This is a genomic window from Gilliamella sp. wkB112 (genome assembly GCF_001690685.1).
In the GTDB taxonomy this organism is placed as follows: domain Bacteria; phylum Pseudomonadota; class Gammaproteobacteria; order Enterobacterales; family Orbaceae; genus Gilliamella; species Gilliamella apicola_J.
Map to the genome: position 1 here is coordinate 164,277 of NZ_LZGL01000018.1, position 6,977 is coordinate 171,253.

Annotated in this window: 5 protein-coding genes; 3 read left to right on the top strand and 2 right to left on the bottom strand. The window is 32.9% G+C overall.

What is annotated here, in order from left to right; translation table 11 throughout:
- Positions 1 to 3: 3 nt before the first annotated feature.
- The gene (locus tag A9G12_RS10355; protein ID WP_065565772.1) at positions 4 to 1,089 is read right to left on the bottom strand and encodes an SEL1-like repeat protein; all 1,086 of its coding nucleotides are present in this window, start codon (positions 1,087 to 1,089) and stop codon (positions 4 to 6) included.
- A gap of 203 nt (positions 1,090 to 1,292) precedes the next feature.
- On the opposite strand from A9G12_RS10355, the gene rimO reads away from it, so the two are divergent.
- From rimO to A9G12_RS10370, 3 genes are all read left to right on the top strand, one after another.
- Positions 1,293 to 2,609: a 30S ribosomal protein S12 methylthiotransferase RimO gene (gene rimO / locus A9G12_RS10360; RefSeq protein ID WP_218056633.1), complete on the top strand. Its 1,317-nt coding sequence runs from the start codon at positions 1,293 to 1,295 to the stop codon at positions 2,607 to 2,609.
- 15 nt (positions 2,610 to 2,624) lie between these two features.
- Positions 2,625 to 4,007, top strand: coding sequence for an MATE family efflux transporter (locus A9G12_RS10365; protein ID WP_065565786.1), 1,383 nt, complete (start codon positions 2,625 to 2,627; stop codon positions 4,005 to 4,007).
- 179 nt (positions 4,008 to 4,186) lie between these two features.
- The gene (locus A9G12_RS10370) at positions 4,187 to 5,749 is read left to right on the top strand and encodes a phosphoethanolamine transferase (RefSeq protein WP_065565774.1); all 1,563 of its coding nucleotides are present in this window, start codon (positions 4,187 to 4,189) and stop codon (positions 5,747 to 5,749) included.
- 196 nt (positions 5,750 to 5,945) lie between these two features.
- Here A9G12_RS10370 and srlE read toward each other — a convergent pair whose 3' ends face one another.
- A complete protein-coding gene (gene srlE / locus A9G12_RS10375; protein ID WP_065565023.1) occupies positions 5,946 to 6,974 on the bottom strand; it encodes a PTS glucitol/sorbitol transporter subunit IIB in 1,029 nt (342 codons plus the stop codon).
- Positions 6,975 to 6,977 lie beyond the last annotated feature (3 nt).

Here is a 6,977-nt window from a genome sequence, read left to right on the forward strand (position 1 = left end):
TTGTTAGAAATTTTCAGAAACCTCTGATAGATATTCAATTGCTTCTTCGTTACCTTGTTCTGCTGCAAGTTTATACCAATAATTTGCTTGTTCAATATCTTTAGCGACACCTTCACCATTTAAATATAAATAACCCAACCAACTCTGAGATTCAACATCACCTTGTTGAGCCAACTCTTTAAAGATATTAAATGCTTGAGTAAAGTCTTCAAAGCAATGATAATAAACTTCAGCTAAATATAATTGCCCTTTTTTATCACCTTGTTCTGCTGCAAGTTTTGCCCAATATAATGCTTGTTCCGCATTTTCTTCAACACCATGACCAATCATATAAGAACGAGATAAATAACACTGTGCTAACGAATTACCATTGTTGGCTGATTGTTTTATCCAATAAATAGCCATTTTTATATTTATATTAATACCACCAAGTCCCTTTGCATAAAAATTTGCTCCCAATAAAAACTGTGCTTGAGAACTATTTTGTTGTGCTGCTTGTTCAAACCAATAAAATGCTTTTGTTAAATCAGGTTCTAAAAAATCATTTCCATCCCAATATAGTATTCCGAGATCAATTTGCGCATCAACATTCCCTCTTTCAGCACTCACTTCTTTCCAATAAAATGACTTTTCGATATTTTTATCAACACCATAGCCTTCCTCGAAAAAGCATGCCATTTTATATTGAAAATCAATATTCCCCTTATTTGCTACTTTTAAACACCAATAAGCCGAATCTATAGGTTGATTTTTATGACGATAAAGATCGACTAAATTAATTTGAGCTCCAATATCATCTTGCTCAGCAGCTTTTTTATACCAATAAATAGCTAAATCAAAATCTTTTGCGATAGCACTATTACCATCGTAATAGAAATGCCCTAATTGGACTTGGGAATAAATATTGCCCTTTCTAGCTGCTTTATCATAATATTTAAAGGCTAATTGATAATTATTTTTTTTTACATAATCATCAGCCAAATCTACATGTGATAATATTTTATTGTTTTTTGATTTAACTAATTGTTGTACAAAGTTAGTATAAATTTCCTTACACTTCTGAATAGCATAAATAATCTGTCGCATCATAAAAATAATTAATTGTAGATGAATTAAAATGTTAATGAGTAAAAGTCATATTTCACAAGGAAAGAAATACAAAATCTATATCTTATCTAATTTTAAATGTGATAAAATATTTCTGTTAATTTAACATCTTAACTGAATAAATTATATTGATTTCTCAAATAATACCTCAATAACAATAAAACACTATTATAAATAATATGAATATGTCATCACCAACAATTGGATTTGTGAGCCTTGGTTGTCCTAAAAATTTAGTAGACTCTGAGCGTATTTTAACTGAACTTCGGACTCAAGGTTATCAAGTAGTACCAAGTTATGACAATGCAGATCTAGTCATTGTTAATACTTGCGGTTTTATCGATAGTGCCGTACAAGAATCGCTAGAAGCAATTGGCGAAGCATTACATGAAAATGGTAAAGTAATTGTGACTGGCTGTCTTGGTGCTAAGCAAGATCAAATCCGTAAAGTACATCCCAAAGTGCTTGAAATTTCTGGGCCTCACAGCTATGAAGCGGTGCTTACGCATGTAAATAAATATGCACCTAAACCTGCATATAATCCTTTTACTAGTTTGGTGCCCGAGCAAGGAGTTAAATTAACGCCAAAACACTATGCCTATTTAAAAATCTCCGAAGGTTGCAATCATCGTTGTACTTTCTGTATTATTCCCTCACTTCGTGGTGATATGTCTAGTCGTCCTATCGGTAATGTGCTAGATGAAGCTAAACGCTTAGCTGACAGTGGCGTGAAAGAACTATTAGTTATTGCCCAAGATACTTCTGCTTATGGTGTTGATATTAACAATCGCACCAACTTTTGGAATGGTATGCCATTAAAAACTAACATACAAACCTTGTGTGAACAATTAGCTAGTTTAGGTATTTGGATAAGATTACATTATATGTACCCATACCCAAGTGTTGATGATTTAATACCTTTAATGACGGATGGTAAAATTCTGCCTTATTTAGATGTGCCACTACAACATGCTAGTCCTTCAGTATTAAAATCAATGAAACGCCCAGGTACAATTGATAAAACCCTAGAACGCATCCATAAATGGCGAGATATTTGCCCGGATATAACCCTGCGCTCCACCTTTATTGTGGGTTATCCAGGTGAAACTGAAAAGGATTTTGAAATATTACTCGACTTTTTAATGCAAGCACAATTAGATCGAGTTGGTTGTTTCCCATATAGTCCAGTTGAAGGCGCAGCAGCCAATGAACTAGCTAACCAAATACCGGATGCAGTCAAACAACAACGTTTTGATCGGTTTATGCAATTACAGCAAACTATTTCTACCCAAAAATTACAAGCTAAAATTGGACAAACCTTAGATGTGATTATTGATGAAGTTGATGAAGAAGGAGCTATTGGTCGTAGTATGGCCGATGCTCCTGAAATTGATGGAGTAGTTTATTTAAATGATGAAAAAAATGTTAATGTTGGTGATATCGTTCCAGTCAACATTGAACATTCAGATGAATATGATTTATGGGGTACTGTGCAACAGTAAACAAAATTAATGAAAATGCATTATCGGCGTGAAGTTAAAAACATTATTAAATTAGCTATACCAGTGTTAATTGCTCAGATATCACAGACAGCAATTACCTTTGTCGACACCATGATGGCTGGGCACTATAGTGCTACAGCTTTATCGGGAGTGGCTATCGCGGTATCAATCTGGTTACCTACTATTTTATTTGGGCAAGGATTGCTTACAGTTTTAACCCCGATTATTGCTAACCTAAATGGCGCAGCTAAGCGAGAACAAATAGCTGAACATACCCGGCAAGGGGTAGTAATAGCAGTTATTTTATCGGCTATTATGATGCTGTTTTTGTATCATGCAGATATATTAATTACCTTAAGAAGTACTGCTGAGCATCCAATTGATCCGGATATGGTTGCCGTCGCGGTATCTTTTTTACGCGCCATTATGTGGGGAGTGCCAGCTTTCTTGTTATTTTTCGTCTATCGTAATCAGTGTGAAGGTTTATCTAATACCAAGCCAGCAATGGTAATTATGTTCATTGCCTTACTAGCGAATATTCCTATTAACTATATTACCATTTACGGTAAATTAGGTTTGCCCGCTTTTGGTGGTGTGGGATGTGGGATTACCGCAGCAATTATTTTCTGGTTAATGTTTATTTTAATGAGACTATACACTTTAACTGCAGCCAGCCAACGTGATGTGCGTAAAACACCAGTAACCAAATTTATCAATTTTATTATCATCAAAAAAATAATTGTATTAGGTATACCACTTGCTCTAGCTTACTTTTTTGAGGTTAGCCTATTTGCTATAGTTGCTTTATTAATTTCACCTCTGGGGCAAACCACAGTTGCAGCCCATCAAATTATTTTTACCATTAGCAGCATGACTTTTGCTATTCCATTATCACTAGGGGTAGCAACCAGCATTCGTGTTGGTTACTCATTAGGTAATAACAAACCAATTCTAGCCAAACAAACAGCTTATATTAGTTTAGCAATTTCTTTAACTTTGGCTGTAATTGTGGCCTTAATATTAGTAGTTTTTAAATCACCTATAATTGGATTATTTACCAGTGAAAGTCCCGTAATTACCATCTGCATACAACTTATCATTCTACTGGCAATTTATCAGGTCTCAGATTACTTACAGGTCGTTGCTAGTAATGTACTTCGAGGTTATAAAGACACTCAAAGTATTTTGTTTATTACGTTACTGTCTTACTGGATTGTCGGATTACCTGTTGGTTACATACTTGGATTAACAGACATTATTATTAAACCTATTGGTGTAGCCGGTTTCTGGGTTGGATTTATTACGGGATTATCTATTGCGGCATTACTACTAATTAGCCGTATGATCTATATACAAAAACAACCAACTAACACCATATTAAAACGTGCCTCGAAATAATATATTTTTATATTTTGTAAAGATGTTTCAGGTCAGACTAGTGTTTTAGTATGGACTAATAGGTAAAATAGAAGCCACATTGATATGCTGTATACAAATACAAAAAAATTAATTGCTTATAATCTAGCTAACTTTATAATTATTTTAAAATAATAATTATACTATAAAAATAATATTCAATGATAAAAAAAGAAAATTTACTATCACATTTCATCTGCCTTGGTTTATCAGTATTAGTGGTCTATTTATTAGGTTATCCGCAAAGATTTGATCGCATATTATTAACCTATTTTTCACTAATTTTTTTAGCACGATTTACTATTTGCCGCATGATATTTTGTATATCATTTATTGTAGCTGCTTTATACTTCCCAACTTCTTTCTATTATGGTTCACCAAATATTGCAGTGATCAGTTCTATCGCTGAAACTGATACTGACGAGATCAGTGAATATCTAACCCAATTACCGATTTATCTTTATGTTATAACTATATTATTAGTTATAGGTTTTATCTTCATTTTTTCCAAATGTAATTTCCCAAAAATTAATAATAAATATCTAATAATTTGTGCATTAATAGTAAGTTGCTACAAACCAGCCAAAATAATTATTAAAAGTAATTTTAGTAATATACCTTACATTTTAGTAGATAGTTTTAAATACCCATTTTTTGAATTTTATTTTGATTTATATACAAGTAACAAAATTTATCTTACTGAAAAGCAAGAACAACAAAAACAAGCACAACAATTAAATAATATTCCAATAGTTAAAGTTAAACCAAAACATAAAACTTTCCTCATTATTATTGGTGAAAGCGTGCGTAAAGATTATATGAGTGTTTATGGATTCAAATATGATAATACTCCGTTTACCAAGCAATATGCTAGTATCATTTGGGATGGTTTAATTGCTCCAGCATCTAATACTCAAGCATCGATTCCTCATTTGATTAGTCAATCTATTTTTACAGAAGACAACAAACTTGTTAATGCACAATTAAATAATAATATTATTAGTATTGCTAATGAAGCTGGATTTGAGACTTATTGGTTATCAAATCAAGGAAAATTAGGCAAAATGGAGATAACCATACCACGTATAGCTTCTTATGCTCAAAACTCCTTTTATACGAAGAAAGGAGAATACAATGGTAAATCGACCCGAGATAAAAATGATACTTTATTACTTCCTGAATTAGAAAATATAGTATCTTTACAATCTGATAAACCTAGACTTATTGTAATGCATCTTATTGGATCTCACCCACATTTTTGTAAAAGATTACAATTTGATGTTCAATTTGATCTTAATAATGAAAATATTTCATGTTATGTGAGTAGTATTAAAGAAACTGATGATCTTATGAGCTCAGCTATCAATATATTACAAAAGCACCACCAAGATTATTCACTTGTATATTTTGCTGATCATGGGCTGGCGCATATTGAGCAATACCAAGACTTGAGACATAATTGGGAATATCAAAATAGCTATCAAGTTCCTTTTATCTTTTTCGATTCTAATAATACAGAACAACAAAAAATAAATAAGCAAATATCTGGATTTCAATTAGTATATTTATTAAGTCATTGGATGGGAATTGAATTAGATGTGAAGCATGATTACATGCAACATGAACTCAATGATATAACTGAGCAAAAAGATATAAAAGTAAAAGATTGGCGTAATGAGTTATTTCTATTTGATAAATTGAAGGATGATCCTAATCCTTTTTAAGGACGATTATTAGTTATCAGATAAAGAATTAGGTGATTATTACAATCATTCCCTAAAAACCTTAGGGAATGATTGATTTTTATAAATCTAAAAACAAATATTATCACCCGCTTTGATGTCTGATTAGAATTCTGGAACAATTGAACCAATTTCAGTAATTATACTTTTAGCCATATTCGACTACTCCTTTGATTAACTAATACATTCCAAAACTAAATAACCAGGCAATAATAACGGCTAATATCCCTGTTATCATGCGACTATATAATACCGCCGGAACTCCATACTGCACGGTTTTTGGTTTGGCCTCACCCAAAGATAAACCTACCGGTATAAAATCACACCCTGCTTGAGCATTTATCGCAAATAAAGCCGGTAATGCATAAGCTACCGGAATCGCCCCTATCGCAATTTGAGAACCAATCAATACGCCTATTACTTGGGCAATAACTGCTCCCGGACCTAATATCGGTGATAAAAATGGTAAGCTACAAATAAAGGCTATTATCATCATTCCCCATAATGAACCGGCTAAAGGGGATAATGTTGTCGCGATAATATTTCCTATCCCTGTATAGTTAATAATACCTATTAACATACTAATAAAGGCCATAAATGGAATTATATTTTTTATCAACATATCGGTTGAATCTCGGCCCGCTTGATAAAAAATCCCCATCGCCTTACCTATGCCTCGGGATAATTTAATTAAAAATCCTTCTTTTTGATTTGCTTTATGTTCTTCCTTTATTTGCGCATATTTTTCTTTGAATTTTTGACGATCCAAAAGTGGATCTTCAACCGCCTGTGTCGGTTGTTCGTCACTTTGCGAATATGTTGCTGATTGTTCATTATTATCTTCAATAAGTGTAATATTTTCCGGTTTTACACCAGAAACAAATATATCTTCTGTAATATGTTTTGCTAATGGTCCACTTGGTGCTGACGGAATAACATCAATAGTCGGAATTTTTTTCATTGGATAAACACCAATTCTAGCTGTACCACCACAATCGATAATAGCACACATAATTTCATTTTCTGGAATGGCATTTTTAAATCCATCTACCGCTTCACCTCCAGACAATTCAGCTATTTTACTGGCTACCGGATGGATCCCTCCACCTGTCACTGACAGAACTTTATGTCTTTCTGTTGTCGGTGTTAATCTAAAACCCGTACCCCAGCCACCTTGACCTTTTTCAATAAAAATTGTTTTATACATAAT

Excerpts from the sequence above, each read along its gene's own strand:
- A9G12_RS10355 (WP_065565772.1), bottom strand. The coding sequence starts at position 1,089 with ATGATGCGACAGATTATTTATGCTATTCAGAAGTGTAAGGAAATTTAT.
- A9G12_RS10365 (WP_065565786.1), top strand. The coding sequence starts at position 2,625 with ATGCATTATCGGCGTGAAGTTAAAAACATTATTAAATTAGCTATACCA.
- rimO (WP_218056633.1), top strand. The coding sequence starts at position 1,293 with ATGTCATCACCAACAATTGGATTTGTGAGCCTTGGTTGTCCTAAAAAT.
- A9G12_RS10370 (WP_065565774.1), top strand. The coding sequence starts at position 4,187 with ATGATAAAAAAAGAAAATTTACTATCACATTTCATCTGCCTTGGTTTA.
- srlE (WP_065565023.1), bottom strand. The coding sequence starts at position 6,974 with ATGTATAAAACAATTTTTATTGAAAAAGGTCAAGGTGGCTGGGGTACG.